The organism is Streptomyces sp. NPDC002564 (genome assembly GCF_042889645.1).
Classification (GTDB): domain Bacteria; phylum Actinomycetota; class Actinomycetes; order Streptomycetales; family Streptomycetaceae; genus Streptomyces.
This window is the reverse complement of sequence record NZ_JBIARE010000001.1, coordinates 1,057,134-1,081,610: the sequence shown is the minus strand read 5'-3', so window position 1 is coordinate 1,081,610 and position 24,477 is coordinate 1,057,134. Positions and strand designations below refer to the sequence as shown.

Sequence of the window (24,477 nt, the reverse complement as noted above, 5' to 3'; positions counted from 1 at the left end):
CCGTTCATCGTCACCAGTGACGAAGTGGGACTGCATCCTTCGATGTAGCGGCGCCGCCGCGCCCGCCGCAGTACGCAGTTCGATGGAGCCGCCACCGGCGCGGCTCCTCCCTCAGGACCAGGCCAGGGCCCCGGTCGACCGTGTTGGATGGAGGCATGGCCCTGCCCCTCGCCCGTCCGCACCGCGTCGATGTCCTCATCGCCTCGGTCAGCCTGCTCTGCGGGCTGGGCCTGTGGGCGCTCGGGCTGCACGCGCAGACGGACCGGCTGCTGAGCAGCACCTGGGCGCTGATCCCGCTGTCCGTCCTCGCGTGCCTGTCCCTGGTGCGCCGCACGGCCCCGCGGTTCGCCCTGTGCGTCGGCACGCTCGCCCTGGCCGCCGACCAGTTCACGAACGGCAACCTCGCGTCGATCATGATGTACACGGACATCGTGTACGCGGCCGTCGTGTACGGCTCCCCCGCCGCGGCCCGCCGCATCCCGGTCACCACCGGCCTGGTGACGGTCGCGGTCACCATCGGCTTCCTGGCCTGGTTCCAGAAGCCGGAGGCGGTCCTCATCGGCGTCCTCACCGGTGTGATCTCCTTCGCGCCCGCCACCACCGGCGTCCTGGTGCGCAACCACCGCGAGGCCGCGGAGGCGGCGCGGCTGCGCGCCGAGCAGACCGCGCTGCTGGCCGAGATGGACCGGGTCCAGGCCGTGTCCGCCGAGCGCGCCCGGATGGCCCGCGAGCTGCACGACATGGTCGCCAACCACCTCTCGGCGATCGCCATCCACTCCACGGCCGCGCTCTCCCTCGACGACCCGGCGACGAGCAAGGACGCCCTCGCCGTGATCCGCGAGAACAGCGTCGAGGGCCTGGCCGAGATGCGCCGCCTCATCGGCCTCCTGCGCGACCAGACCGGCGACCTGGAACCCTCGGCCGCCCCCACCCTGGCCGCCCTGTCCACCCTGATCGAGAACGCCCGTACGAACGGCCTGGACGTGACGCTCGACGACACCCGCTCCCCCGACGGGCCGAAGCTGCCCGCCCCGGTGGAGCTCGCCGCGTACCGCATCGTGCAGGAGTCCCTGACCAACGCCCTCAAGCACGCATCGCCGGGCCGCGTCACGGTGTCCCTCACCCAGCGGCCCCGCGCCCTCACCGTCCGGGTGACCAGCCCGTACGGCGATCCCTCCGGGCCCCGTGCCCCCGGCTCGGGCGCCGGACTCGTCGGCATGCGCGAGCGCACCGAACTGCTCGGCGGCACCTTCGGGTCCGGCCCCGAGAGCAGCCCCGACGGCAAGGTCTGGAACGTCTCCGCGACCCTGCCCGTCGCCCCCGCGGACGAAGGAGCGGACGCATGATCCGAGTATTGGTCGCCGAGGACCAGGCCGCCGTGCGTTCGGGACTCGTCCTGATCCTGCGCAGCGCGGCCGACATCGAGGTGGTCGGCGAGGCGGCGGACGGCGAGGAGGCCGTCGCGCGCGCCCGCGAGCTGCGCCCCGACCTGGTCCTGATGGACGTCCAGATGCCGCGCCTGGACGGGGTGTCGGCGACCCGGCAGGTCGTCGCCGAGGGGCTCGCGGACGTCCTGGTCCTGACCACCTTCGACCTCGACGAGTACGTGTTCGGGGCGCTGCGCGCGGGCGCGGCGGGCTTCCTGCTGAAGAACACCGAGGCGAAGGACCTCCTGGCGGCCGTCCGCACGGTCGCGCGCGGCGAGGGTCTCATCGCGCCCGCCGTGACCCGCCGGCTGATCGCCGAGTTCGCCGCCCCCGCCACGGCGGCGCGGGGCGGGAACGCGCCGGACCCGGCCGTGCTCGACAGCCTCACGCGCCGCGAGCGGGAGGTGCTCTCCTGCATCGGCGATGGCCTGTCGAACGCGGAGATCGCGGGCCGCCTCGCGATGGCGGAGGCCACGGTGAAGACCCACGTCAGCCGCCTGCTCGGCAAGCTGGAGCTGCGCAGCCGGGTCCAAGCCGCGGTACTGGCACAGGAGTTGGGGGTCTGACCCCGGGGGCCGGGCGGCGGACGGTCGCGATCCGGCCAATGGTTCAGACCTCTTGACCGCTGGTCCAGACCTTTCTATTCTCACCGCACTGCGGTGAGCACTCCCCCACGTGTCCACGTGCTCACGGGCGGCGCAGGGTTCAACCCCTAAGACCCCCGGAACTCACCCGAGGAGCACCTCGTGCGCTTCAAGAAGAGCACCACCCGCCCCAGACTGAGGTTCAGGCACAGAGCTGTGGCGGGAGTGACCACACTGCTCCTTCCGCTCGCCACCCTGGTCGCGCTCGGCGGCTCCGCCGAGGCGGCCCCGGAAGCCGCCCCCGAGGCCACCGCCACGTACGCCAAGACCCAGGACTGGGGCAGCGGCTTCGAGGGCAAGTGGACGATCAAGAACACCGGCACCACCACCCTCAGCTCCTGGAACGTCCAGTGGGACTTCCCCGCCGACACCAAGGTGACCTCGGCGTGGGACGCCACCGTCACCAACTCCGGCACCCGCTGGACCGGCAAGAACCTCGGCTGGAACGGGACGCTCGCCCCCGGCGCCTCGGTCTCCTTCGGGTTCAACGGCACCGGCTCCGGCGCCCCCTCCAAGTGTTCGCTCAACGGCGCGAGCTGTGACGGCGGCAGCGTCCCCGGCGACAACCCGCCGAGCGCCCCCGGCACCCCGACCGCCTCCGGCATCACGAACACCGGGGTCAAGCTCGACTGGTCGGCCGCCACCGACGACAAGGGCGTCAAGAACTACGACGTGCTGCGCGACGGCGCGAAGGTCGCCACGGTCACCGGCACCAGCTACACCGACTCCGGCCTGACCGCGGGCACCGACTACTCCTACACCGTCCAAGCCCGCGACACCGCCGACCAGACCGGTCCCGCGAGCGGCGCCGTCAAGGTCCGCACCACCGGGGGCGGCGGCCCCGACCCCGAGCCCGGCGACAAGGTCAAGCTCGGCTACTTCACCGAGTGGGGCGTCTACCAGCGCAACTACCACGCCAAGAACATCGCGACCTCGGGCTCGGCCGGCAAGATCACCCACATCAACTACAGCTTCGGCAACGTCCAGGGCGGCAAGTGCACCATGGGCGACTCCTACGCGGCGATCGACAAGGCCTACACCGCCGACCAGAGCGTCGACGGCGTCGCCGACACCTGGGACCAGCCCCTGCGCGGCAACTTCAACCAGCTCCGCAAGCTGAAGGCCAAGTACCCGAACATCAAGATCCTGTGGTCCTTCGGCGGCTGGACCTGGTCCGGCGGCTTCGGTGACGCCATGAAGAACCCGGCGGCCTTCGCCAAGTCCTGCCACGACCTGGTCGAGGACCCGCGCTGGGCCGACGTCTTCGACGGCGTCGACCTGGACTGGGAGTACCCGAACGCCTGCGGCCTGTCCTGCGACACCAGCGGCCCGGCCGTCTTCAAGACCATGATGCAGGCCTTCCGCAACGAGTTCGGCTCCAAGAACCTGGTCACGGCCGCCATCACCGCGGACGGCACCAACGGCGGCAAGATCGACGCGGCCGACTACGGCGGCGCCTCGCAGTACGCCGACTGGTACAACGTCATGACGTACGACTTCTTCGGCGCCTGGGACGCCAAGGGACCGACGGCACCGCACTCGCCGCTCACGTCCTACGCCGGCATCCCGAAGGACGGCTTCAACTCGGCCGCCGCCATCGCCAAGCTGAAGGCCAAGGGCGTGCCCTCGGCCAAGCTCCTGCTCGGCATCGGCTTCTACGGCCGCGGCTGGACCGGCGTCACCCAGAAGGAGCCGGGCGGCACGGCCACCGGGCCCGCGCCCGGCACCTACGAGCAGGGCATCGAGGACTACAAGGTCCTCAAGAACTCCTGCCCGTCCAACGGCACCGTCGCCGGCACCGCCTACGCCCACTGCGGCAGCAACTGGTGGTCGTACGACACCCCCGAGACCGTCCGCGCCAAGATGGGCTGGGCCAAGCAGCAGGGCCTGGGCGGAGCGTTCTTCTGGGAGTTCAGCGGGGACACCAGCAACGGTGAGCTGGTGAGCGCCATCAACGACGGCCTGAAGTAACACCCGGGGCCGCCCCAAGAACGAAGCCGGGAAGACAAGATCGCCCCTTGTCTTCCCGGCTTCTCACGTGTCTTCCCGGCTTCTCACGTCGTACGACGGCAGACCGTGCGTGGCCGGCGCGCGGTGCTCCCGCGGAAGCTCCGGCTAGGCCACGTTCACCCGCTGGCCGGGGGGCGCCGCCTCCAGCCACGCGAGGAAACCCGTCAGCGCGTCCTCGCTCATCGCCAGCTCAAGGCGGGAGCCGCGGTGCAGGCAGCCGAGGACGATGGCGTCGGAGAGCAGCGCGAGCTCCTCCTCGCCGTCCGGCGCGCGCCGGTCCACGACCTCGATGGCGGAGCGCTCAAGGACCCGGCGGGGCCGGGGCGCGTACGAGAAGACGCGGAACCACTCGACCCGGTCGCCGTTGTAGCGGGCGACGCCGTATCCCCAGCCCTTGCCGGAGGTGTCGCCCTTCTCCGGCGCGTTCCACCGCAGGCTGCAGTCGAAGGTGCCACCGGAACGCTGGATCAGCCGGCGCCGCAGTCCGAAGACGAAGAGCCCCAGCAACACCAGCACGATCACAGCAAGTCCGCACACGAGCAGAGTGAGGATCATCGGCACCGACCTCCTCGCCTCTACCGTCGGCCGACCGACCGACAACGGACCAATACATCGCACCCGCATTGCCTCAGCCGCGACCCGGTCCGGAACCTTCCCGGACCCGGCCGCGGCTGAGTCACGTTACGCCGCGCGCGCTGGGGTCAGCGCGTCGCCGCACGCAGTCGGACGTCGGCGCGCCGCTCGGCGGAGGCGTCCGCCTCCGACTTCGCGCGCTCCAGCGCCCGCTCCGCACGCTGGACGTCGATCTCGTCGGACAGCTCCGCGATCTCGGCCAGCAGCGACAGCTTGTCGTCCGCGAAGGAGATGAATCCTCCGTGGACCGCGGCCACGATCGTGCCGCCGTCACTCGTACGGATGGTCACCGGGCCCGACTCCAGCACACCGAGCAGCGGCTGGTGACCGGGCATGACGCCGATGTCGCCGGACGTGGTGCGCGCGACGACCAGGGTGGCCTCACCGGACCAGACACTGCGGTCCGCTGCGACCAGCTCGACATGCAGCTCAGCAGCCAAGGGTGGCTCCTCGGGTCACCACCCGGCGGTTCAGCCGGGTGTTGGGTCAAATTCTAGTGGGCGTACGAAGAGGGGCGGGACACGGCCCCTGTGCGGGGTGCAACCCGCCCCTCTCCGACATGAGCTACGGGGCTCAGGAGACGCCGAGCTCCTTGGCGTTCTTCTTGAGGTCCTCAAGACCACCACACATGAAGAAGGCCTGCTCGGGGAAGTGGTCGTACTCGCCGTCGCAGATCGCGTTGAACGCCGCGATCGACTCCTCGAGGGACACGTCCGAGCCGTCCACGCCGGTGAACTGCTTGGCGGCGTGGGTGTTCTGCGACAGGAAGCGCTCCACGCGACGGGCACGGGCGACGACGAGCTTGTCCTCTTCGCTGAGCTCGTCGATACCGAGGATCGCGATGATGTCCTGGAGGTCCTTGTACTTCTGCAGGATCCCCTTGACGCGCATGGCGCAGTTGTAGTGGTCCTGCGCGATGTAGCGCGGGTCCAGGATCCGGGACGTGGAGTCCAGCGGGTCCACGGCCGGGTAGATGCCCTTCTCGGAGATCGGACGGGAGAGCACCGTCGTCGCGTCGAGGTGGGCGAACGTGGTCGCCGGGGCCGGGTCGGTCAGGTCGTCCGCGGGGACGTAGATCGCCTGCATCGAGGTGATCGAGTGACCACGGGTCGAGGTGATGCGCTCCTGGAGGAGACCCATCTCGTCGGCCAGGTTCGGCTGGTAGCCCACCGCGGAGGGCATGCGGCCGAGCAGGGTCGAGACCTCGGAACCGGCCTGCGTGAAGCGGAAGATGTTGTCGATGAAGAACAGCACGTCCTGCTTCTGCACATCGCGGAAGTACTCCGCCATGGTCAGACCGGCCAGGGCGACGCGCAGACGCGTGCCCGGCGGCTCGTCCATCTGGCCGAAGACCAGCGCGGTCTTGTCGAGAACGCCGGCCTCCTCCATCTCGACCATGAGGTCGTTGCCCTCACGGGTGCGCTCGCCGACACCGGCGAAGACGGAGACACCGTCGTGCAGCTTGGCCACACGGACGATCATTTCCTGGATCAGCACGGTCTTGCCGACACCGGCACCACCGAACAGACCGATCTTTCCACCCTTGACGTACGGGGTGAGAAGGTCGACGACCTTCAGGCCGGTCTCGAACATCTCGGTCTTGGACTCGAGCTGGTCGAAGGCCGGGGCCTTGCGGTGGATCGTCCAGCGCTCGGCGTCGGCGACCGTGGACGGGTCGTCGTTCAGGACCTCGCCGAGGGTGTTGAACACGCGGCCCTTGGTCACGTCGCCGACCGGCACCGAGATGCCCTTGCCGGTGTCGGTGACGGGCGCCTGGCGGACCAGGCCGTCGGTGGGCTGCATCGAGATCGCGCGGACCACGCCGTCACCCAGGTGCTGGGCGACCTCGAGGGTCAGCGTCTTCTTCGCACCCTCGGTCGACGGGTCGTCGACCTGGACGTGCAGGGCGTTGTAGATCTCCGGCATCGCGTCGACGGGGAACTCCACGTCGACGACCGGGCCGATCACCCGGGCGACGCGGCCCGTGGCAACGGCCGTCTCAACAGTGGTCGTCATTACTTGTCACTCCCCGCGGTCGCGTCGGCCAGCGCTGCTGTGCCGCCGACGATCTCGCTGATTTCCTGGGTGATTTCGGCCTGGCGGGCCGCGTTGGCAAGCCGGGAGAGGCTGTTGATCAGATCCCCGGCGTTGTCGGTGGCCGACTTCATCGCGCGGCGCGTGGCGGCGTGCTTGGAGGCAGCCGACTGGAGCATCGCGTTGTAGATACGGCTCTCGACGTAGCGCGGCAGCAGGGCGTCGAGGACGTCCTCCGCCGACGGCTCGAAGTCGTACAGCGGAAGGATCTCGCCCTTGGTGGACGACTCCTCCGCGACCTCTTCGAGGCTGAGCGGCAGCAGCCGGCCGTCGATGGCCGTCTGCGTCATCATCGAGATGAACTCGGTGTAGACGATGTGGAGTTCATCCACGCCGCCCTCCGCCGTCTCCTTCTCGATGGCCTCGATCAGCGGCACCGCGACCTTCTTGGCGTCCGCGTACGTGGGCTCGTCGGTGAAGCCCGACCACGACTCCACGACCTTGCGCTCGCGGAAGTTGTAGTGGGCCAGACCGCGGCGGCCGACGATGTACGTGTCGACCTCCTTGCCCTCGGCCACGAGGCGCTCGGTGAGCTGCTCCGCGGCCTTGATGGCGTTGGAGTTGAAGGCGCCGGCCAGTCCGCGGTCGCTCGTGAGGAGCAGCACCGCGGAACGGGTCGCCGTCTCCGCCTCGGTCGTCAGCGGGTGCTTCGTGTTCGAGCCAGTGCCGACCGCCGTGACCGCGCGGGTGAGCTCGGTCGCGTACGGCGTGGAGGCCGCCACCTTGCGCTGCGCCTTGACGACGCGCGAGGCGGCGATCATCTCCATCGCCTTGGTGATCTTCTTGGTCGCGGTGACGGATCGGATGCGACGCTTGTAGACCCGGAGCTGGGCTCCCATGAGTCAGGTCCCTTCCTTACGTCACTTGGCAGCGGCCGGAGCGTCCTCGCCGAGAAGCTTCCCGTCCGAGGTCTCGAACTGCTTCTTGAACTGCGCGATGGCGTCGCCGACGGCCTGCAGGGTGTCGTCCGACATCTTGCCGCCCTCCTTGATGGAGGTCATGAGGCCCTGCTCGCTGCGGTGCAGGTACTCCAGGAGCTCCCGCTCGAAGCGACGGATGTCGCCCACGGGGACCTCGTCCATGCGACCGGTGGTACCGGCCCACACGGAGACGACCTGGTCCTCGGTGGCCATCGGCTCGTACTGGGGCTGCTTGAGCAGCTCCACCATGCGCTGACCGCGCTCCAGCTGCGCCTTCGACGCGGCGTCCAGGTCGGAACCGAAGGCGGCGAACGCCTCCAGCTCACGGAACTGGGCGAGGTCCACGCGCAGACGGCCCGAGACCTGCTTCATCGCCTTGTGCTGCGCGGAACCACCGACTCGCGAGACGGAGATACCGACGTTCAGCGCGGGGCGCTGACCGGCGTTGAAGAGGTCCGACTCCAGGAAGCACTGGCCGTCGGTGATGGAGATGACGTTGGTCGGAATGAACGCCGACACGTCGTTCGCCTTGGTCTCGACGATCGGCAGACCGGTCATCGAGCCCTTGCCCAGCTCGTCCGAGAGCTTCGCGCAGCGCTCGAGCAGACGCGAGTGCAGGTAGAAGACGTCACCCGGGTAGGCCTCGCGCCCCGGCGGGCGGCGGAGCAGCAGGGACACGGCGCGGTAGGCGTCGGCCTGCTTCGAGAGATCGTCGAAGACGATGAGGACGTGCTTGCCCTCGTACATCCACTGCTGGCCGATGGCCGAGCCGGTGTAGGGCGCCAGGTACTTGAAGCCCGCCGGGTCGGACGCCGGGGCGGCGACGATGGTCGTGTACTCCAGCGCACCGGCCTCTTCGAGGGCACCGCGCACGGAGGCGATGGTGGAGCCCTTCTGACCGACGGCGACGTAGATGCAGCGCACCTGCTTGTTCACGTCGCCCGAGCGCCAGTTGTCGCGCTGGTTGATGATCGTGTCGACGGCCAGGGCGGTCTTGCCGGTCTGGCGGTCACCGATGATCAGCTGACGCTGGCCACGGCCGATCGGGGTCATCGCGTCGACGGCCTTGTAGCCGGTCTCCATCGGCTCGTGCACCGACTTGCGCTGCATGACCGTGGGGGCCTGCAGCTCAAGGGCGCGACGCCCGCTGGTCTCGATCTCGCCGAGGCCGTCGATCGGGTTGCCGAGCGGGTCGACGACGCGGCCGAGGTAACCCTCGCCCACGGCGACCGACAGCACCTCGCCGGTACGGCTGACCGACTGGCCCTCCTCGATACCGCTGAACTCACCGAGGACGATCGAACCGATCTCGCGCTCTTCCAGGTTCAGCGCGAGACCGAGGGTCCCGTCCTCGAACTTCAGCAGCTCGTTGGCCATGGCCGAGGGCAGGCCCTCGACCTTCGCGATGCCGTCGCCGGCAAGGGTGACCGTACCGACCTCCTCGCGCGAGGCCGCGTCCGGCTTGTACGCCTGGACAAAGTTCTCCAGCGCGTCCCGGATCTCCTCCGGCCGGATCGTGAGCTCCGCCATCTGGGTTCCCTGCTCTCCTTGTTGGGCCCGAAGTTTTCTTGGGGGGTCTGGGGTCAGCCCCCAGGAATCCTCTGCACGGCCCAACTAGGGCCGTAGGTCGTGCTTGTTGCGTTACTGGCCGGCCACGCGGCGGCCGGCTTCCTCGATGCGGTCCGCGATGCTGCCGTTGATGACCTCGTCGCCCACCTGCACCGTGATCCCGCCGAGGACCGTGGGGTCCACGTCGAGGTTGAGGTGCATCGGGCGTCCGTACACCTTGGCCAGGGCGGCGCCGAGGCGCTCCTTCTGCCGGTCCGAGAGGGGCACGGCGGAAGTGACGACGGCGACCATCCGGTTGCGGCGGTCCGCGGCCAGCTTGGAGAGGGACTCGAGTCCCTCTTCCAGGCTACGTCCACGCGGCGCGGTCACGAGACGCTCGACGAGACGCTCCGTGACGTCCTCCGCGCGGCCGCCGAGCAGGCTGCGCAGCAGCTCGCTCTTGGCCGTGCCGGTGGCGGCGCGGTCGGTCAGCGCGGCGCGCAGACCGGTGTTCGAGGAGACGATCCGGCTGAACCGGAAGAGCTCGTCCTCGACGTTGTCCAGGGCGCCGGTCTTCTGCGCGCCGGTCAGGTCGGCGAGGTTGGCGAGCTCCTCGAGGGCGTCCACCAGGTCGCGCGAGGCGGACCAGCGCGAGCGGACCATGCCGGCCACCAGGTCGGCGGTCTCGCCGCCCACCTGGCCGGTCAGCAGACGCGCGGCGAGTTCGGCCTTGGCCTCACCGGACTGCGCCGGGTCGGTCAGGACCCGACGCAGCGAGACCTCGCGGGCGAACAGCGCCGTGACGGCGGCCAGCTCGTCCGCGAGCCGCTTGGCGTCGACCGAGGTGCTGTCCGTCAGCGCGTCGAGGCGCTCGCGCGCGGCGGCCAGGGCCTCGCGGCTCGCTCCGTGCGCTGTCATCGAGCAGCCTCGGCCTTCTCCTCGAGCTCGTCGAGGAAACGGTCGATCGTGCGGCTCTGCCGGGCGTGGTCCTCGAGGGACTCGCCGACGAGCTTGCCGGCCAGGTCGGTGGCCAGCTGGCCGACGTCCTGACGCAGCGACTGCGCGGCGGCCTTGCGGTCGGCCTCGATCTGGGCGTGACCGGCGGCGACGATCTCCTCGCGCTGACGCTGGCCCTCGGCCCGCATCTCCGCGATGAGCGTGGCGCCCTGCTCCTGCGCCTCCTGGCGCAGACGCGCGGCCTCGTGCCGGGCCTCGGCGAGCTGAGCCTTGTACTGCTCAAGAACGCTCTGGGCCTCGGTCTGAGCGGCCTCGGCCTTCTCGATACCGCCTTCGATCGCCTCCCGGCGCTCGTCCAGAACCTTGTTGATGTTCGGGAGGAGCTTCTTCCAGAAGAAGAAGAAGACGATGGCGAAAGCGAGTGCGCCGACGAGCAGCTCAGGACCCGGCGGGACGAGCGGGTTCTGCTCTTCCTCGGCCGCCAGCTGAACCAGGTTGGCGATCACATCAGTGCCTTTCGTCGAAAAGTGTCAGTAAGAAGTGCTTACTTACCGAACACGAACGGCATAACGATGCCGATGAGGGCGAGCGCCTCACAGAAGGCGAAGCCGAGGATCTGGTTGGCGCGGATCAGGCCGGCAGCCTCGGGCTGACGGGCCAGGGCCTGCGTGCCGTTACCGAAGACGATGCCGACGCCGATGCCGGGGCCGATGGCCGCGAGGCCGTAGCCGATGGAACCGAGGGAGCCGGAGACGCCAGCGGCGAGTTCGAGGGTCGCGGACATGCCGTTACTTCCTTCTCTTTCATGGGCCGGTGGGGGTTGGCCACCGGACGATCTGGGGGTTGGGAGGGCGGGCTGCTCAGTGGTGCTCGGCGAGAGCGCCCTGGATGTACGTGCAGGCGAGGAGTACGAAGACGTACGCCTGGACGGCCTGGACGAAGAGTTCGAAGAGGATCATGACCACGGTCATCACGAAGGAGACACCGGCGGCCGGGATCATGTAGCTGTTCAGCAGGTACCAGGAGGCGACGGTGAACATCACCAGCATCAGGTGACCGGCGAACATGTTCGCGAAGAGTCGCACGGCGTGCGTGAAGGGGCGCACCAGCAGGTTCGAGAAGAACTCGATGAACGACACGAGCCACTTGATCGGGCCGAGCGAGTTGTCGTAGCCGGTGATGTTCTTCCAACCGCCCACGAAACCGTGGCGCTTGAAGGTCAGGGACACCCAGAGCACGTAGACCAGGACCGCGAGCACGATCGGGTACGCGATGACCGACGAGACCGGGAACTGGGCGAGCGGGATCACGGACCAGATGTTCATGATCCAGACGAAGAAGAAGATGGAGACCATCAGGGGGACATACTTCTCGCCCTCCTTCTTGCCCATCGTCTCGTAGACGATCCCGCGGCGTACGAAGTCGTAGCCGGCCTCACCGATCATCTGCAGCTTGCCCGGGACCACCTTGGCCTTGCCGAACGCGGTGTAGAAGAAGGCGACCACGACGAGCGTGGTGAGCAGGGCGAGCAGCATGACCTTGTTGAACTCGAACCCGCCGACGGTGAACATCGGCTGGAAGAGGAACGAGTGCAGGCCCGGAGCCGGGAAGCCACAGCCGTTGTCGGACATGATCCGACAGCTCCAGTCAAAGGCGAGCTCAGTTTGGTCAGCACTCACCGCGGGCTCCTTCGGCGTGACGCATAGGTACGGCAACCTCGTTGTCGTGTCGGCGCGGCGCATGGCCGCGGGTCGGCACCGGACTGGTGTTTCGGAAGTGTGAGCGGCAATCAGGCATCGAGCCTCGCGATCGTGCAGGCGTCAGCTCAGATGCCCGCGCCCGCAGTGCCGCAGTTGGCACCGGACGATAGCAGCATCTCGAACGGCCATTTATCCCGCCCCTACCCTTCACGACGACGACCCCGACTTCTCCGGCTTGTCCTTCTTCTCGGAGTCGCTGACGGAGTCGGGGTCGACATAAAGGATCTTGGCCTTCATGTGCGCGCGGGCCTGCGAGGCCATCCACGCGACGGTGGCCACCACAAGCCCGACGGCGAACGCCTTCGGGTTGAACAGAGTCGTGTCCTTGAACAGGGCCACGAAGAAGAGCAGCAGCAGGAGTTGGGCGACGTAGAGCATCAGCCCCATCGCCTGGAACAGCTGCGGAAGCGATTTTGCCGTCTTCTGCAGGACGTACAGACCGAGCCCCATGAACGCGATGACGACCAGCGTGCCGACGACGGCGCCGATGGCTCCCTTGCCGCCCGCAAGCACGGCGCTGACCGCGGCGACGATCGCGCCGACGGCGGCCGTGGGCACGGCGGACTGAAGGAGATTTCGGGCGTCTTGAGACGGCATGGCGGCAGCTCCGCTTACTGATGGGGGCAGGGTGTCGTCATGGACGAGCGTAGACCCGGGTCGAGAGGGTCCCTCGGGCCAATGGACCGTCGCACTACGGTCCTTCGGCTCTATCCCGGGATCTCGTGAACCGTATCACAAACTATTTGATGAGGTCTTTACCTGCTTGGTGTGCTGACTGTCACACATGAGAGGTAATCCGCGCGTCTGTGCATCCGCAGGGGCAACTTGTCTGGTATTGGAGCGTTTTCGAACCCGGCGTCAACGTGACGTTCCGGCTTCCCGTCGTTCTTGGAAGCGCGAACGACCCCCGATGGCAGTCGCTCCGTTGACGCCCGCGGTCACCGGAGTCTTGTCCTCCGGGCCGCCGTGCTCCTGCCCTTCACGCTCCGCGTCATGCGTCGCGTCCGCGGCCTCCTGCGCGTCCTGCGCCACGGTGGCCCGGCGGCGCCGGTAGCGCGGCGGCACGAAGGCCTCGGCCCAGCGCGGGGTGCGCGGCGTGAAGCGCGGCAGCAGGAGCAGCACCAGGCCGAGCGCGCTGAACGCGACGATCAGCAGCAGGATCCACACGCTCGTCGAGTGCACCGAGTACGCGACCGTGCCGAAGGCGATGAGCGCCGACCAGAAGTACATGATCAGCACCGCGCGGCTGTGCGAGTGGCCGATCTCCAGGAGCCGGTGGTGCAGGTGTCCGCGGTCCGCGGCGAACGGCGACTTGCCGTTCCAGGTGCGCCGCACGATCGCGAGGACCAGGTCGGCGAAGGGGATCGCGATGATCGTCAGCGGCATCAGGAGCGGGATGAAGACCGGCAGCATCGCGTGGGTGGCGTCGCGGCCGCCGCCGAAGTTCAGCTTCATCGCGGCCGGGTCCACCTGGCCGGTCACCGAGATCGCGCCCGCCGCGAGCACGAGGCCGATCAGCATCGAGCCGGAGTCGCCCATGAAGATCCGGGCGGGGTGCATGTTGTGCGGCAGGAAGCCCAGGCACATGCCCATGAGGATGGCGGCGAAGAGGGTGGCGGGCGCCGCGGCCTCGATGCCGTAGCCGTACCAGATCCGGTAGGCGTACATGAAGGACGCCGCCGACGCGATGCAGACCATGCCCGCCGCGAGGCCGTCGAGGCCGTCCACGAAGTTCACCGCGTTGATCGTGATGACGACGAGCGCCACGGTGAGCAGCGTGCCCTGCCCGGAGGTGAGCGAGACCGTGCCGACGCCGGGGACCGGGATCCACAGGATCGTCAGACCCTGCATGACCATGACGCCCGCGGCGATCATCTGGCCGCCGAGCTTGATCAGCGCGTCGATCTCGAACTTGTCGTCGAGGACACCGATCAGCCAGATCAGCGCCGCCCCGGAGAGCAGCGCGCGCGGCTCGTTGCTGTTCTCGAAGACGGTGTTCAGGTTCGGCAGGTGGTCGGCGACCAGCAGGCCCGCGCACAGACCGAAGAACATCGCGATCCCGCCGAGCCGGGGTGTCGGTTCCCGGTGCACGTCACGAGCGCGGATCTCCGGCATGGCGCCGGCCACGATCGCGAACTTCCGCACCGGGCCGGTCAGCAGGTAGGTCACCGCGGCCGTGATGCAGAGCGTCAGCAGGTATTCACGCACGGGCTTCCCCACAGGTCTCGCTGGCCATCTCAGCCCCACACCCTAGCTTTGCGCGCATACGGTTGGGGACTTCCGGGTAGCGACGATGGTTGCACGAGTAGCTGTGCGTCCCTGACGCGACCGCCCCGTCCTACCCCGGATACGGCGTAAATCTTCCCACCAGTTCGCGTACCTCTTCCCGTACGACCGGGTCCTCGCGCACCGCGCCGGCCAGGAGTGCGGCGATGCGCACCATCTCCGGGCCGCCCATGCCCTGGGTCGTGACGGCGGCGGTGCCGAGCCGCAGGCCGCGGGCGGTGCCCAGCGGCAGGGCGCAGGTGTCCAGCACGATGCCGGCCGCGGCGAGCCTGCCGCGGGCGGTGTGCGCGTCCACGTCGAGGGGCGCAGGATCGGCCAGAACCAGATGGGTGTCCGTGCCGCCGGTGGCCGGGGCGAAGCCCGCGGCGGCCATCGCCTCGGCGAGGATCCGCGCGTTCGCGACCACCTGATGGGCGTACGCCGTGAAGGCCGGTGTCGCCGCCTCGCCGAACGCCACGGCCTTGGCGGCGATCGTGTTCATCTGGGCGCCGCCCTGGGTGAACGGGAAGACGGCCCGGTCGATCCGTTCGGCGAGGTCCGCCCCGCACAGCAGCAGGCCGCCCCGCGGGCCGCGCAGCACCTTGTGCGTGGTGGCGCAGACCACGTCGGCGTGCGGCACCGGACTGGGTGCCGCTCCCCCGGCCACCAGGCCCATGGGGTGCGCGGCGTCGGCGATGAGGTAGGCGCCCACGTCGTCGGCGATCTCCCGGAAGGCGGCGTAGTCGATGTGCCGCGGGTAGGAGATCGAACCGCAGACGAGTGCCTTGGGCCGGTGCTTGCGGGCGAGGGCGTGCACCTGGTCGTAGTCGATCAGGCCGCTCTCGGCGTCCACGCCGTAGCCGACGAAGTCGAACCAGCGGCCGGAGAAGTTCGCGGGCGAGCCGTGCGTGAGGTGACCGCCGTGCGGCAGCCCCATCGCGAGGACCGTGTCGCCGGGCCGCAGCAGCGCGGCGTACGCGGCGAGCACGGCGGAGGATCCGGAGTGCGGCTGCACGTTGGCGTGCTCGGCGCCGAACAGGGCCTTGGCGCGCTCGACGGCGATCCGCTCGGCGGCGTCGACCAGCTCGCAGCCGCCGTGGTGCCGGGCGCCGGGGTAGCCCTCGGCGTACTTGTTGGCCAGCGGCGAGCCGAGGGCGGTGAGGACGGCGGACGAGGTGAAGTTCTCCGCGGCGATCAGCTGGAGGGCGTCGGCCTGCCGGGCCGCCTCGCCGATGAGGATGTCGGCGAGCTCGGGGTCCTGGCGGCGCAGCGCGTCGAGATCCGTGTACGCCGCGGGGGCGGCGGGTGCCGTGCTGACCGTCATCGTGGGCTCCGGGGCCTCGCAGGGGTGACCTCAGATCCAATGTAGGCCTGCGCGGTCCGGTCCGCGCGGGCCCGCCGCTACATGTGCGCGGGCACCCCGGTCAGCGCCGTCACCACGGGGTCGAGCGCCTGGTTGATCTCGTCGCCCACCGAGCGGAAGAACGGCAGCGGCGCCCCGTACGGGTCGTACACCTCGTCGGCCTCCACGTTCGGCGCGAGGAGCCAGCCGCGCAGGGCCGCGGCGGCCCGCACCAGCGCGCGGGCACGCTCGACCACGCCCTCCCCGTCGGGGTCGGGCAGGGTCGTCGGGTCTATCGCCCGCACGAGCCGGGTGAACTCCTTCAGCGTGAAGGTGCGCAGGCCCGCCGAATGCCCCATCGAGATGACCTGCGCGCGGTGGTCGCGCGTCGCGGTCAGCACGAGGTCGGCCCGGATGACGTGGTCGTCCAGGAGCTCGCGGCCCATGAAGCCGCTGGCGTCCGCGCCGAAGTCCGCGAGGACCGTCTCGGCGTTGGTCTCCATCGGCGCGCCCTCGTGGCCCCAGGTGCCCGCGCTCTCCACGATCAGACCGCCGGTCAGGGGGTCGCCGAGGCGGTCGGCCAGGGCATGCCGGGTCAGCCGCTCGGTGATCGGCGAGCGGCAGACGTTGCCGGTGCTGACGTGGAGGATGCGGAAGGCGTCCGCAGAGCCCGGGAAGCCCGCTATGCCACGCCCCGTCTCAGGGGCTGTCAATTCGCCACCTCGAGGTCGGGTACCACCTTGCGCAGCTCGTCCGCGTCAAGGGCGCCCGCGCGCAGCAGCACCGGCACCTTGCCCGTGACGTCGACGATCGACGACGGGACGATGCCGGGGGTCGGGCCGCCGTCCAGGTACACGGAGACGGAGTCGCCGAGCATCTCCTGGGCGGCGTCGCAGTCCTCGGGGGCCGGGTGGCCGGTGAGGTTGGCCGATGAGACGGCCATCGGGCCGACCTCGGTGAGCAGCTCGATGGCGACGGGGTGCAGCGGCATCCGGATGGCGACCGTGCCGCGGGTGTCGCCAAGGTCCCACTGCAGGGACGGCTGCTGCTTGGCGATCAGGGTCAGGGCGCCCGGCCAGAAGGCGTCGACGAGCTCCCAGGCCATCTCGGAGAAGTCGGTGACCAGGCCGTGCAGCGTGTTCGGCGAGCCGATCAGGACGGGGGTGGGCATGTTGCGCCCGCGGCCCTTGGCGTCGAGCAGGTCCGCGCACGCCTCCGGGGAGAAGGCGTCCGCACCGATGCCGTAGACGGTGTCGGTGGGCAGCACGACCAGCTCGCCACGGCGGACGGCGGACGCGGCCTCGCGCAGACCGGTCGTACGGTCGGTCGCGTCGTTGGTGTCGTATCGCCGTGCCATTAGTCCGGACTCCTCACTGAAACGTACTGCTGACTTGAGGTCTTGGTCCTCACGGCATCGCCTTGCGGGCGGTCGCGAAGCGGGGGCGGTTGTTGAGGTCGGGGTGGTCGGCCGCGTCGGCCCAGCCCCGCTCCTCGGTGAAGATCCACGGGACCTGGCCGCCCTGGGTGTCCGCGTGCTCGATCACGACGACTCCCCCGGGGCGCAGCAGCCGGTGGGCGGTGCGCTCGATGCCGCGGATCAGGTCGAGGCCGTCCTCGCCGGAGAAGAGGGCGAGGTCGGGGTCGTAGTCGCGGGCTTCCGGGGCGACGTACTCCCATTCGGTGAGCGGGATGTACGGCGGGTTGGAGATGACGAGGTCGACCTGGCCGTCGAGCTCCTGGAAGGCGTCCCTGGCGTCTCCCTGGCGGAGTTTGACCCTGGACCCCTCGACGTTCTTCCGCGTCCACTTCAGGGCGTCCTCGGACAGCTCCACGGCGTGCACGCGGGAGCGCGGGACCTCCTGGGCCATGGCCAGGGCGATGGCGCCGGAGCCGGTGCACAGGTCGACGATGAGCGGCTCGACGACGTCCATCGCGCGGACGGCGTCTATGGCCCAGCCGACGACGGACTCGGTCTCGGGGCGGGGCACGAAGACGCCGGGCCCGACCTGCAGCTCCAGGTAGCGGAAGAAGGCCCGCCCGGTGATGTGCTGCAGCGGCTCACGGGCCTCGCGCCGGGCGACGGTCTCCCAGTAGCGGGCGTCGAAGTCGGAGTCCTTGACGGAGTGCAGCTCGCCCCGCTTCACGCCGTGCACGAAGGCGGCGAGCTCCTCCGCGTCGTTGCGCGGCGAGGGCACGCCGGCGTCGGCCAGCCGCTGGGTGGCCTGGGCCACTTCCGCGAGCAGCAGGTTCACGCTGGTCCTCCGGGGCGGGTCGTCAAGGGTCTTACGGGGGGTGCCTTACGCGGCGGCGAGCTTGGCGGCGGAGTCCGCGTCGACGCAGGCCTGGATGACCGCGTCGAGGTCACCGTCGAGCACCTGGTCCAAGTTGTACGCCTTGAAGCCGACCCGGTGGTCCGAGATCCGGTTTTCCGGGAAGTTGTACGTCCGGATCTTCTCGGAGCGGTCGACGGTGCGGACCTGGCTGCGGCGGGCGTCCGCGGCCTCCTTCTCCGCTTCCTCCTGGGCCGCCGCGAGGAGCCTGGAACGCAGAATACGCATGGCCTGCTCCTTGTTCTGGAGCTGGCTCTTCTCGTTCTGGCAGGAAGCGACGACTCCGGTGGGAATGTGCGTGATGCGCACGGCGGAGTCGGTGGTGTTGACGGACTGGCCGCCGGGCCCGGAGGAGCGGTAGACGTCGATCCGCAGGTCGTTCGCGTGGATCTCGACGTCGATCTCCTCGGCCTCGGGCGTCACCAGGACGCCGGCCGCGGAGGTGTGGATGCGGCCCTGGGACTCGGTGGAGGGCACGCGCTGCACGCGGTGCACGCCGCCCTCGTACTTCAGGCGCGCCCAGACGCCCTGGCCGGGCTCGGTCGCGCCGTTGCCGCCCTTGGTCTTCACGGCGACCTGGACGTCCTTGTAGCCGCCGAGCTCGGACTCGGTGGAGTCGATGATCTCGGTCTTCCAGCCGATGCGCTCCGCGTACCGCAGGTACATGCGCAGCAGGTCACCGGCGAACAGCGCCGACTCGTCGCCGCCCGCACCCGCCTTGATCTCCAGGATGACGTCCTTGTCGTCGGACGGGTCCCGGGGCACGAGCAGCAGCCGCAGCTTCTCGGTGAGGTCCTCGCGCTGCCGCTCCAGGTCCTTGACCTCGGCGGCGAAGTCGGGGTCGTCGGCGGCGAACTCGCGCGCCGTCCCGATGTCCTCCCCGGTCTGCTTCCAGGAGCGGTACGTCGCGACGATCGGGGTCAGCTCGGCGTAGCGCTTGTTCAGCTTGCGCGCGTTGGCCTGGTCGGCGTGGACCGACGGGTCCGCGAGCTTCTGCTCCAGATCGGCGTGCTCGCCGATCAGTTCCTCGACCGCCTCGAACATCGGGGGCTCCTGGTTTTCTACGCGGTGGTTCTACGCGAATTGGCTGCGGGACGGCAAAAGCGCCGGTCCCGGCCACCCCCTCGCGAGGGCGGCCGATGACCGGCGCAGTGGCTCGCTACTTCTTGGCGGAGCCTGCAGCCTTGCCGAAGCGGGCCTCGAAGCGGGCCACACGGCCACCGGTGTCGAGGATCTTCTGCTTGCCCGTGTAGAACGGGTGGCACTCGGAGCAGACCTCGGCACGGACGGTGCCGTTGGAGATCGTGCTGCGGGTGGTGAACGACGCGCCACAGGTGCAGCTGACCTGCGTCTCGACGTACTCGGGGTGGATGTCGCGCTTCAAGGTGTCTCCTAGTTTCGGGAGGGCACCGGGTCGTACGCGCGGATTGCTCGTACGTGAACCGGGGCCGACGTACCAGTCTGCCAGGACCGGCCGTATCTCCCAAAACCGGGGTGCGTGCCGATCTATTCCCCGGAGGTCCGGGGCCGGGCCCTGGGGCGGGGATCCCGGGGCCGGGGATTTCGGGTCCGGGGTCCGCCGGGATCAGTGGCTGTCGACCACGTCGCCCGCGTCGCCCTTGTCGCCGGCCGACTTCTCGGTGGCGGACTTGGGGATGGGCTTGTCGGCCCTGAGCGCGTCCCAGACCTCCTGGTCGGCCTTCTCCAGCGGCAGGACGCGGTTGGGGTCGGCGGGGTCGTACTGGATGGGCAGCGTGACCATCTTCATGTCGCCCGCGCCGATGCCCTTGAGGCCGTTGGCGAAGCTCGCCAGCGACTTGACGTCGTTCAGGTCGGAGTCGGTGGTGACGGCGCTGGTCGCGTCGTTCGCCAGGTCGTACAGCTTCTTCGGGTTGCTGAAGACGCCGACGTCCTTGACCTGGTTGAGCAGGGCCTTGATGAAGGCCTGCTGGAGCTGGATGCGGCCCAGGTCGCTGCCGTCGCCGACGCCGTGCCGGGTGCGGACCAGGCCGAGGGCCTGCTCGCCGTTCAGGGTGTGGGTGCCGGCGTCCAGGTCGAGGTGGCTGTCCTTGTCGCGGATGTCCTTCTTGGTGGTGATGTCGACGCCGCCGAGGGTGTCGATGAGCTTCTTGAAGCCCGTGAAGTCGACCTCGACGTAGTGGTCCATCCTGATGCCGGACATCTTCTCGACGGTCTTGACGGCGCAGGCGGGCCCGCCGACCTCGTACGCCGTGTTGAACATCTGCCGCTGCCCGCCGGGGTCGGTCTTGCCGTCGTCCGTCGCGCACTCGGGCCGGGATATCAGGGTGTCGCGGGGTATGGAGACGACGCTGGCCTTCTTGTGGCCCTTGTAGACGTGGACGATCATCGCGGTGTCCGACCGGGCCGCGCCCTCGTCCTTGCCGTACTTGGCGTTGTCGCCGGAGCGCGAGTCGGAGCCGAGGACGAGGATGTCCTGGGAGCCGTTGTCGACGTCCATCGGGCGGTCCGTGCCGAGCGCGGCGTTGATGTCGACGCCCTTGATGTTGCCGTTGAGCTTGAAGTACAGGAAGCCGAGACCGGCTCCGCCGAGGACCACCACCGAAGCCGCGGTCCACGCCGTGACGACGAGCACCTTGCTGCGCTTGCGGGGCTTGCGACGTCGGCCGCCTCCGCCGCGCGGGCGCTTCGGCTTCTCACCGGTCGCGTCCGCCGGAGTGCTCTCCTCGGTCATGTGCTCCTCAGTCCTCGTCGGTCGGATATCCCCTGCTTCCAGGGTCAGGCGCGGTTTGTCGTACTTGTGAGACGGCAAAACCGTTTGAAGGGTTGCACAGCGACCCGTGCGCGCCCCGGCGCGCACTCGTGACCGACCGTGTACCCCTCCCCCTCGATTTCAGCCCCTCACCTGCGGTTTTTTCTGCCACCGGGCTACTGCCCGTGACCGTGAGAATCTCTTATGCGTGTGGCCAAGGTCTCGCCCCGGTCACCGCACGCGCCGGAACACGGACCGGAGCACCCACCGGAACGCACACCGGAACACCACCGAAGGGCCGTCCCGTCACAGCTGTGACGGGACGGCCCTTCGGTGGCCGCTGACGGCCGGGGACCGCGGTGGACGACTAGTCGTTGCCGTTGCCCGGCGTCGGGGTCGTCTTCTGGATCTGCAGCAGGAACTCGGCGTTCGACTTCGTCTGCTTCATCTTGTCCAGGAGCAGCTCGATCGCCTGCTGCTGGTCGAGCGCGTGCAGCACGCGGCGCAGCTTCCAGGTGATGGCGAGCTCGTCGCTGCCGAGCAGGATCTCTTCCTTGCGGGTGCCGGACGCGTCCACGTCCACCGCCGGGAAGATGCGCTTGTCGGCGAGCTTGCGGTCGAGCTTGAGCTCGGCGTTGCCGGTGCCCTTGAACTCCTCGAAGATCACCTCGTCCATGCGCGAACCCGTGTCGACGAGCGCGGTGGCGAGGATGGTCAGCGAACCGCCGTCCTCGATGTTGCGCGCGGCGCCGAAGAAGCGCTTGGGCGGGTACAGCGCCGTCGAGTCGACACCACCGGACAGGATGCGCCCGGAGGCCGGGGCCGCGAGGTTGTAGGCACGGCCCAGACGCGTGATCGAGTCGAGCAGCACGACGACGTCGTGGCCCAGCTCCACCAGCCGCTTGGCGCGCTCGATGGCGAGCTCGGCGACGGTGGTGTGGTCCTCGGCCGGGCGGTCGAAGGTCGAGGAGATGACCTCGCCCTTGACCGACCGCTGCATGTCGGTGACCTCTTCCGGACGCTCGTCGACCAGGACGACCATCAGGTGGCACTCGGGGTTGTTGTGCGTGATCGCGTTGGCGATCGCCTGCATGATCATGGTCTTGCCGGTCTTCGGCGGGGCCACGATCAGACCGCGCTGTCCCTTACCGATGGGCGCGACGAGGTCGATGATGCGGGTGGTGAGCACGCCCGGGTCGGTCTCCAGGCGGAGCCGGTCCTGCGGGTAAAGGGGCGTCAGCTTGTTGAACTCCGGGCGCCCGCGCCCGGATTCGGGCGCCATGCCGTTCTGCGAGTCCAGGCGGACCAGCGCGTTGAACTTCTCGCGGCGCTCGCCGTCCTTGGGCTGGCGCACCGCGCCGGTGACGTGGTCGCCCTTGCGCAGGCCGTTCTTGCGGACCTGGGCCAGCGAGACGTACACGTCGTTGGGGCCGGGGAGGTAGCCCGACGTACGGATGAACGCGTAGTTGTCGAGGATGTCGAGGATGCCCGCGACGGGGATCAGGACGTCGTCCTCGGAGACCTGCGGCTCGTTGCCGAAGCCCTCGTCACGGCCGCGACGGCCCCGGCGGTCGCGGTAGCGCCCGCGACGGCCACGACGGCCGCCCTCGAAGTCGTCGTCGTCCTGCGGACCGTTGTCCCGCTGGCGGTCCTGACGGTCCTGGCGGTCCTGACGGCCACCGCCGCCGCCCTGCTGCTGGCGGTCCTGGCGGTCCTGACGACCGCCACCGCCGCCGCCCTGCTGGTCGTCGCCCTTGTTGCCGCGGCGGTCGCGGTCCCGGCCGCGGCCCTGACGGTCACGGCGGTCGCGGCGGCCGTCGCCGTCGCCGGAGCCGTCGCCGCCCTTGTCGCCCCTGGCCTCGGACGCGTCGCCCTTGGCGTCGGACTTCGACTCGGCCTTGGCCTCGGCGGTGACCGTCTCGGGGCTGCCCGCGTCGGCGGTGGCCCGGCGCCGGCGGCGCTCGCCGGCCGGCTGGTCGTCGCCCCGCTCCTCGCTCGCGCGGGCGGGGCCGCCGGCCGGCTGGCCGGGGATGTCGATCTGCTGCTGGGCGGTGGCCTTGTCGGCCTTGCCCTCGGACTTCGCCGAAGCGCTCGCCTTGGCGGGCTCGGCGGCCTCCTCGCCCGTACGGGCCTTCGAGGTGGCGCGGCGCTTGGGCTTGGTCTCGGTGGTCTCACCGGAGGCCGCGGCGGTCTTCGCCGGGGCTCCGCCCCCTGCCTGCGCCTCCTTGATGACCTCGATCAGCTGGCTCTTGCGCATGCGCCCGGTGCCCTTGATCCCAAGGCCCGATGCGACCTGCTGCAGTTCCGCCAGCACCATGCCCTCGAGGCCGGTGCCGCGGCGCCGCCGGGACCCGGCCGAAGCACCGGTGGCAGGCGCCGCGGAGGCGTCCGTGGCGGGCGTGTCGGCAGTCACGCCCATCAGATCGGTGGTGTCGCTCACGAAGGGTCCTTCCCTGGAGCGGACGTCGGCCTGTCTGGCTCGGCGACCGGTTGTGCTGTCCGGCGGTCGGTCCGTGCTTTCCATGGACCGTGCCGGGGCGGTGGTCCGCCAACGCGGCGGAAGAATTCATTGGTGATGGCGATTCCCTGCGCGGTGCCACTGAGGTGCGGTGTCACTCGGCTCGGTCACGCCGGTTCCGGAGCGTGCTCGGCACCGCTCAGTGCAGGGCACGAAGCAGTTTGGGAGGCTCCCGGAAGAATGGTTGTCCCGGACGGGGACACAAAGCACCTCGCCATGGTGAGGTCGGGTGCGGACTTGAGATTAACACTACCGGATCCAACAAACATTCCCCCTCTCAGGATCGGGACACCCCGAAATCCCTGTGGTCACTGCGTCAGGGCGCAAGCGGCAGCACGCTCGCTCCCCCGGCGTCGAGCGCCAGGCGATTGGCCGCCCAGCCCTCTCCCGCCAAACGGGCGACCTTGTCGGCCGCACTGTCCTCGGCCAGCGCGAGGACCGTGGGGCCCGCGCCGGAGATCACCGCGGGCACGCCGTCGGCGCGCAGCCGCTCCACCAGGGCGGCGCTCTCCGGCATGGCCGGGGCGCGGTACTCCTGGTGCAGCCGGTCCTCGGTGGCGGGCAGCAGCAGCTCGGGGCGCCTGGTCAGGGCCTCGACGAGCAGGGCCGCCCGGCCCGCGTTGGCGGCCGCGTCGACGTGCGGGACGGTGCGCGGGAGCAGGCCGCGGGCCGTCTCGGTGAGGACGGGTTTCCCGGGGACGAAAACCACCGGAACGATGGAATCGGCGGGGTCCATCCTGATCGCCCGCGCCGTCCCCCCGTCCATCCAGGAGAGCGTGAAACCGCCGAGCAGACACGCGGCGACGTTGTCCGGGTGGCCCTCGATCTCGGTGGCCAGCTCCAGGAGCGCGGCGTCGTCGAGACGGGCCTCGCCGCCTATGGTCACGGCGCGCGCGGCGACGATGCCGGCGCAGATGGCGGCGGACGACGAGCCGAGGCCACGGCCGTGCGGAATGCGGTTGGCGCACACGATCTCGAGTCCGCGCGGCTGTCCGCCGAGCAGGTCGAAGGCGGTGCGCAGGGAACGGACGAGCAGGTGCGACTCGTCGCGCGGGAGGGTCTCTTCGCCCTCTCCGGCGATGTCGATGTTCAGCCCGGAGTCGGCCACCCGGACGACCACGTCGTCGTACAGACCCAGCGACAGGCCGAGGCTGTCGAAGCCCGGGCCGAGGTTGGCGCTGGTGGCGGGGACGCGCACCCGGACGGCGGCGGCGCGGAACGCGGGACCGGCCATCGCTCGATGACTCTCCTTGAGCTGCGTGTTTTTGAGGCTGCGTAATTTTCGTACGTGCCACATG

At 69.7% G+C, this 24,477-nt stretch carries 23 protein-coding genes; 3 read left to right on the top strand and 20 right to left on the bottom strand.

The window, feature by feature from the left end:
- The first annotated feature begins 155 nt into the window (after positions 1 to 155).
- The 3 genes from ACFYXE_RS05070 to ACFYXE_RS05060 all read left to right on the top strand — a co-directional run bounded on the left by ACFYXE_RS05070 (position 156) and on the right by ACFYXE_RS05060 (position 4,042).
- Positions 156 to 1,346 (top strand): sensor histidine kinase, encoded by a 1,191-nt coding sequence (locus ACFYXE_RS05070; protein WP_389308916.1) that lies wholly within the window; start codon positions 156 to 158, stop codon positions 1,344 to 1,346.
- The gene (locus ACFYXE_RS05065) at positions 1,343 to 1,993 is read left to right on the top strand and encodes a response regulator (RefSeq protein WP_389308915.1); all 651 of its coding nucleotides are present in this window, start codon (positions 1,343 to 1,345) and stop codon (positions 1,991 to 1,993) included. The genes ACFYXE_RS05070 and ACFYXE_RS05065 overlap by 4 nt, the downstream gene beginning before the upstream one ends.
- Before the next feature lie 213 nt (positions 1,994 to 2,206).
- The gene (locus tag ACFYXE_RS05060) at positions 2,207 to 4,042 is read left to right on the top strand and encodes a glycosyl hydrolase family 18 protein (protein WP_389309547.1); all 1,836 of its coding nucleotides are present in this window, start codon (positions 2,207 to 2,209) and stop codon (positions 4,040 to 4,042) included.
- 144 nt (positions 4,043 to 4,186) lie between these two features.
- Here the strand turns inward: ACFYXE_RS05060 and ACFYXE_RS05055 are convergent, their stop codons facing one another.
- The 20 genes from ACFYXE_RS05055 to thrB all read right to left on the bottom strand — a co-directional run bounded on the left by ACFYXE_RS05055 (position 4,187) and on the right by thrB (position 24,413).
- Complete coding sequence (locus tag ACFYXE_RS05055) at positions 4,187 to 4,636, bottom strand: DUF2550 domain-containing protein (RefSeq protein WP_361167314.1); 450 nt, start codon at positions 4,634 to 4,636, stop codon at positions 4,187 to 4,189.
- A 146-nt stretch (positions 4,637 to 4,782) separates the two neighbouring features.
- Positions 4,783 to 5,154, bottom strand: coding sequence for a F0F1 ATP synthase subunit epsilon (locus ACFYXE_RS05050; RefSeq protein ID WP_361167317.1), 372 nt, complete (start codon positions 5,152 to 5,154; stop codon positions 4,783 to 4,785).
- A gap of 133 nt (positions 5,155 to 5,287) precedes the next feature.
- Positions 5,288 to 6,730: a F0F1 ATP synthase subunit beta gene (gene atpD / locus ACFYXE_RS05045; RefSeq protein ID WP_361167320.1), complete on the bottom strand. Its 1,443-nt coding sequence runs from the start codon at positions 6,728 to 6,730 to the stop codon at positions 5,288 to 5,290.
- Positions 6,730 to 7,647 carry a F0F1 ATP synthase subunit gamma gene (locus ACFYXE_RS05040; protein WP_361167323.1) on the bottom strand — a complete coding sequence of 306 codons (918 nt, stop codon included), beginning with the start codon at positions 7,645 to 7,647 and terminating at the stop codon, positions 6,730 to 6,732. The genes atpD and ACFYXE_RS05040 overlap by 1 nt, the downstream gene beginning before the upstream one ends.
- Before the next feature lie 21 nt (positions 7,648 to 7,668).
- Positions 7,669 to 9,258, bottom strand: a complete 1,590-nt coding sequence (atpA, locus tag ACFYXE_RS05035; RefSeq protein WP_361167326.1) for a F0F1 ATP synthase subunit alpha — start codon at positions 9,256 to 9,258, stop codon at positions 7,669 to 7,671.
- Positions 9,259 to 9,369: 111 nt separating this feature from the next.
- On the bottom strand, positions 9,370 to 10,194 hold the full coding sequence (locus ACFYXE_RS05030; RefSeq protein WP_361167329.1) for a F0F1 ATP synthase subunit delta: 825 nt from the start codon (positions 10,192 to 10,194) through the stop codon (positions 9,370 to 9,372).
- Positions 10,191 to 10,739 (bottom strand): F0F1 ATP synthase subunit B, encoded by a 549-nt coding sequence (locus ACFYXE_RS05025; RefSeq protein ID WP_361167332.1) that lies wholly within the window; start codon positions 10,737 to 10,739, stop codon positions 10,191 to 10,193. Before ACFYXE_RS05025 ends, ACFYXE_RS05030 begins: the two co-directional genes overlap by 4 nt.
- A 38-nt stretch (positions 10,740 to 10,777) precedes the next feature.
- Positions 10,778 to 11,017: an ATP synthase F0 subunit C gene (gene atpE, locus ACFYXE_RS05020; protein WP_055564408.1), complete on the bottom strand. Its 240-nt coding sequence runs from the start codon at positions 11,015 to 11,017 to the stop codon at positions 10,778 to 10,780.
- Between the two features lie 76 nt (positions 11,018 to 11,093).
- Positions 11,094 to 11,864: a F0F1 ATP synthase subunit A gene (gene atpB / locus ACFYXE_RS05015; protein WP_361167482.1), complete on the bottom strand. Its 771-nt coding sequence runs from the start codon at positions 11,862 to 11,864 to the stop codon at positions 11,094 to 11,096.
- Positions 11,865 to 12,140: 276 nt separating this feature from the next.
- Complete coding sequence (locus tag ACFYXE_RS05010) at positions 12,141 to 12,590, bottom strand: hypothetical protein (RefSeq protein WP_361167335.1); 450 nt, start codon at positions 12,588 to 12,590, stop codon at positions 12,141 to 12,143.
- Between the two features lie 261 nt (positions 12,591 to 12,851).
- Positions 12,852 to 14,201 carry an MraY family glycosyltransferase gene (locus ACFYXE_RS05005; RefSeq protein ID WP_389308909.1) on the bottom strand — a complete coding sequence of 450 codons (1,350 nt, stop codon included), beginning with the start codon at positions 14,199 to 14,201 and terminating at the stop codon, positions 12,852 to 12,854.
- Between the two features lie 130 nt (positions 14,202 to 14,331).
- The gene (gene glyA, locus ACFYXE_RS05000) at positions 14,332 to 15,582 is read right to left on the bottom strand and encodes a serine hydroxymethyltransferase (RefSeq protein ID WP_389308907.1); all 1,251 of its coding nucleotides are present in this window, start codon (positions 15,580 to 15,582) and stop codon (positions 14,332 to 14,334) included.
- A 77-nt stretch (positions 15,583 to 15,659) separates the two neighbouring features.
- Positions 15,660 to 16,313, bottom strand: a complete 654-nt coding sequence (locus ACFYXE_RS04995; protein WP_389308905.1) for a protein-tyrosine-phosphatase — start codon at positions 16,311 to 16,313, stop codon at positions 15,660 to 15,662.
- Positions 16,310 to 16,957 (bottom strand): L-threonylcarbamoyladenylate synthase, encoded by a 648-nt coding sequence (locus tag ACFYXE_RS04990; protein ID WP_150172252.1) that lies wholly within the window; start codon positions 16,955 to 16,957, stop codon positions 16,310 to 16,312. The genes ACFYXE_RS04995 and ACFYXE_RS04990 overlap by 4 nt, the downstream gene beginning before the upstream one ends.
- 49 nt (positions 16,958 to 17,006) lie before the next feature.
- Positions 17,007 to 17,852: a peptide chain release factor N(5)-glutamine methyltransferase gene (prmC, locus tag ACFYXE_RS04985; protein WP_361167347.1), complete on the bottom strand. Its 846-nt coding sequence runs from the start codon at positions 17,850 to 17,852 to the stop codon at positions 17,007 to 17,009.
- Between the two features lie 45 nt (positions 17,853 to 17,897).
- Positions 17,898 to 18,974, bottom strand: coding sequence for a peptide chain release factor 1 (gene prfA, locus ACFYXE_RS04980; RefSeq protein ID WP_361167350.1), 1,077 nt, complete (start codon positions 18,972 to 18,974; stop codon positions 17,898 to 17,900).
- Positions 18,975 to 19,089: 115 nt separating this feature from the next.
- A complete protein-coding gene (gene rpmE / locus ACFYXE_RS04975; RefSeq protein ID WP_361167352.1) occupies positions 19,090 to 19,314 on the bottom strand; it encodes a 50S ribosomal protein L31 in 225 nt (74 codons plus the stop codon).
- Positions 19,315 to 19,515: 201 nt separating this feature from the next.
- Positions 19,516 to 20,643, bottom strand: coding sequence for an LCP family protein (locus tag ACFYXE_RS04970; RefSeq protein ID WP_389308901.1), 1,128 nt, complete (start codon positions 20,641 to 20,643; stop codon positions 19,516 to 19,518).
- A gap of 385 nt (positions 20,644 to 21,028) precedes the next feature.
- Positions 21,029 to 23,101 (bottom strand): transcription termination factor Rho, encoded by a 2,073-nt coding sequence (gene rho, locus ACFYXE_RS04965; RefSeq protein ID WP_389308899.1) that lies wholly within the window; start codon positions 23,099 to 23,101, stop codon positions 21,029 to 21,031.
- A 394-nt stretch (positions 23,102 to 23,495) separates the two neighbouring features.
- A complete protein-coding gene (gene thrB / locus ACFYXE_RS04960) occupies positions 23,496 to 24,413 on the bottom strand; it encodes a homoserine kinase (RefSeq protein ID WP_389308897.1) in 918 nt (305 codons plus the stop codon).
- Between the last annotated feature and the right edge of the window lie 64 nt (positions 24,414 to 24,477).

Excerpts from the sequence above, each read along its gene's own strand:
- ACFYXE_RS05070 (WP_389308916.1), top strand. The coding sequence starts at position 156 with ATGGCCCTGCCCCTCGCCCGTCCGCACCGCGTCGATGTCCTCATCGCC.
- ACFYXE_RS05065 (WP_389308915.1), top strand. The coding sequence starts at position 1,343 with ATGATCCGAGTATTGGTCGCCGAGGACCAGGCCGCCGTGCGTTCGGGA.
- ACFYXE_RS05055 (WP_361167314.1), bottom strand. The coding sequence starts at position 4,636 with ATGATCCTCACTCTGCTCGTGTGCGGACTTGCTGTGATCGTGCTGGTG.
- atpD (WP_361167320.1), bottom strand. The coding sequence starts at position 6,730 with ATGACGACCACTGTTGAGACGGCCGTTGCCACGGGCCGCGTCGCCCGG.
- ACFYXE_RS05040 (WP_361167323.1), bottom strand. The coding sequence starts at position 7,647 with ATGGGAGCCCAGCTCCGGGTCTACAAGCGTCGCATCCGATCCGTCACC.
- atpA (WP_361167326.1), bottom strand. The coding sequence starts at position 9,258 with ATGGCGGAGCTCACGATCCGGCCGGAGGAGATCCGGGACGCGCTGGAG.
- ACFYXE_RS05030 (WP_361167329.1), bottom strand. The coding sequence starts at position 10,194 with ATGACAGCGCACGGAGCGAGCCGCGAGGCCCTGGCCGCCGCGCGCGAG.
- atpE (WP_055564408.1), bottom strand. The coding sequence starts at position 11,017 with ATGTCCGCGACCCTCGAACTCGCCGCTGGCGTCTCCGGCTCCCTCGGT.
- atpB (WP_361167482.1), bottom strand. The coding sequence starts at position 11,864 with ATGTCCGACAACGGCTGTGGCTTCCCGGCTCCGGGCCTGCACTCGTTC.
- ACFYXE_RS05010 (WP_361167335.1), bottom strand. The coding sequence starts at position 12,590 with ATGCCGTCTCAAGACGCCCGAAATCTCCTTCAGTCCGCCGTGCCCACG.
- glyA (WP_389308907.1), bottom strand. The coding sequence starts at position 15,582 with ATGACGGTCAGCACGGCACCCGCCGCCCCCGCGGCGTACACGGATCTC.
- ACFYXE_RS04990 (WP_150172252.1), bottom strand. The coding sequence starts at position 16,957 with ATGGCACGGCGATACGACACCAACGACGCGACCGACCGTACGACCGGT.
- prfA (WP_361167350.1), bottom strand. The coding sequence starts at position 18,974 with ATGTTCGAGGCGGTCGAGGAACTGATCGGCGAGCACGCCGATCTGGAG.
- ACFYXE_RS04970 (WP_389308901.1), bottom strand. The coding sequence starts at position 20,643 with ATGACCGAGGAGAGCACTCCGGCGGACGCGACCGGTGAGAAGCCGAAG.
- thrB (WP_389308897.1), bottom strand. The coding sequence starts at position 24,413 with ATGGCCGGTCCCGCGTTCCGCGCCGCCGCCGTCCGGGTGCGCGTCCCC.